The sequence below is a fragment of the Clostridium tarantellae genome, assembly GCF_009295725.1.
GTDB classification, from domain to species: domain Bacteria; phylum Bacillota; class Clostridia; order Clostridiales; family Clostridiaceae; genus Sarcina; species Sarcina tarantellae.
Genome location: NZ_WHJC01000436.1, coordinates 1 through 2058, shown reverse-complemented (window position 1 = coordinate 2058; position 2058 = coordinate 1). Strand labels below are relative to the sequence as shown.

The 2058-nt window shown below is 24.3% G+C and carries 2 protein-coding genes; both read right to left on the bottom strand.

Features of this window, described 5'->3' with window-relative positions; all coding sequences use genetic code 11:
* Positions 1–131: 131 nt before the first annotated feature.
* The gene (locus tag GBZ86_RS15335) at positions 132–929 is read right to left on the bottom strand and encodes a pyruvate, water dikinase regulatory protein (protein WP_152892101.1); all 798 of its coding nucleotides are present in this window, start codon (positions 927–929) and stop codon (positions 132–134) included.
* Between the two features lie 74 nt (positions 930–1003).
* Positions 1004–1810 carry a class I SAM-dependent methyltransferase gene (locus GBZ86_RS15330; protein WP_152892099.1) on the bottom strand — a complete coding sequence of 269 codons (807 nt, stop codon included), beginning with the start codon at positions 1808–1810 and terminating at the stop codon, positions 1004–1006.
* Positions 1811–2058 lie beyond the last annotated feature (248 nt).

Sequence of the window (2058 nt, the reverse complement as noted above, 5' to 3'; positions counted from 1 at the left end):
TAACAATAACAGGGTTGAATCCTTTTTTCTATACTTTTTCACCTAATAGGTGAATTTTTTTTTGTAGAAAAGCATTATTTTAAGCCATATCTATTATGATTTTTATTTTTTCATGAATAATTAGGGTTAATTTATTTTATTAACTTATCTAATATTATTAGAGCTGTATCTTCTATTGCTCTTTGTGTTACATCAATAGTACTACACCCTATTTTTCTAATTATTTTATCTGCAAATTCAAACTCTTCTAAAATTCTAGCATCAGATGCATATTCAATATTTGAAGAAATTCTATGAAATTTATCTAATCTTCTTTTTCTTATTTCTATTAATTGTAATGGATTTATAGTCAACCCAAAAATTTTTTTTCTATCTATATTATATATTTCATCTGGAACCCCTACCTCTGGAACTAAAGGGATATTTATTGCTTTAATTCCTTTGTTAGCTAAATACATACACAATGGTGTTTTAGATGTTCTTGATAATCCAATAAGTATAACATCAGCATTTTTTAATCCTCTATAATCTTTGCTATCATCATATTGCATTGCAAATTCCATTGCCTCTATTCTTTTATAATAATCTTCATCTGTACTCCACATAGCTCCTGGATTATAATCTGGATATTCATTTAACATGGCTGAAGCCACATTAATTATAGGACCTAACACATTAATTATATTTATATTTCTCTCTATACACTTTTGTGTTAAATACTCTCTTATATTTACAGTTATTATTGTTGAAACTATCATAAATTTATTGTTTGATTCAACAATTTTCATAAGCTCTTCTACATCTTCTAAAGTTTTTATATACGGAATTCTTTTTACCTCTACCTTACATTTAAATTGACTTGCAGCTGCTATAGCAACTTGCTCTGCTGTTTCTCCTATTGAATCTGATACTGCTAAAATTGTTACCATAAAACTTCCTCACTTTCTCTTGTTTAACATTTAAAATTATTATCTACGATTATTAATAGTTATATTTGTTAAAATTATTGTTTTTTTGCAACTATTAGTAAATGTTCCGTACTATCTCTATATTGAATTTCTTCACATTTTTCTGTTGCTACTTTTAATAAATTTAAGTAAATTTTTTTATTTTCTAAATAATATTTAGTCATATACATTCCTTGTCCACTCAAAAAACTTTCTGCACCAGCATAATTTAAAATTTTTAATCCTGATATTCTTACTTCTTCTAAAGCTACAGGTGGAGTAGTAAAATATGCTTCTGTAAATGACTCCTCCTTTGTAAAATTCTGTTCCTTCAATAATCTATATATCCCATTTATATCTTCAAATTCATTAGGAAATTCTGAAATTCCAGCTTTTAAAGCTCCCCAAGCATTTATGTAAGATATTAAAATTACTCCATTAGGTTTTAAAATTCTTTTACATTCTTTTAATATATTTATTCTTTTTTCTTTATAATGTATATGATACATAGGTCCCATTAATAAAATCCCATGATAACTATTGTCTAATTCACCATTAAGATAATTTGCATCTCCACAAATATATTTTTCTGCTTTTAACTCTAAATTTTCAATTTTATTTTTAGCAAATAAAATACTATTTTCTGATATATCCATTAAACTAACTTTAAATTTTCTTTTTAAAAGCTCAATAGAATATTTCCCTGGTCCTGATCCTATATCAAATATTTCTCCACTTTTAGGAAAATATTTTTTTATCATATATAATGTACTAAAGAATTCAATTCTTGCATAAGGGTCTTCTAATCTATTCCATTCATTTTCAACATTTTCCTCATAATATTTTTTTACTACATCAGTCATAAAAAACCTCTCTTAATCTCAATCTTATGAATTATTTTATATTATTGTTATATTCTTCAAAGTAATATATATTCCTCTTTAATTATTATAAAGACATATGTTAAAATTTACTTATTAAAATGATAGTGTAAAGTTTAATATGAAAAAATAGGTTAGATATTATTTTGAAAATATTATTTTTAAAAACTATCAAAGATTATTTTTAGGTACAACAAAAAGACCTTCTATGAGAAGATTTTAAAAATATT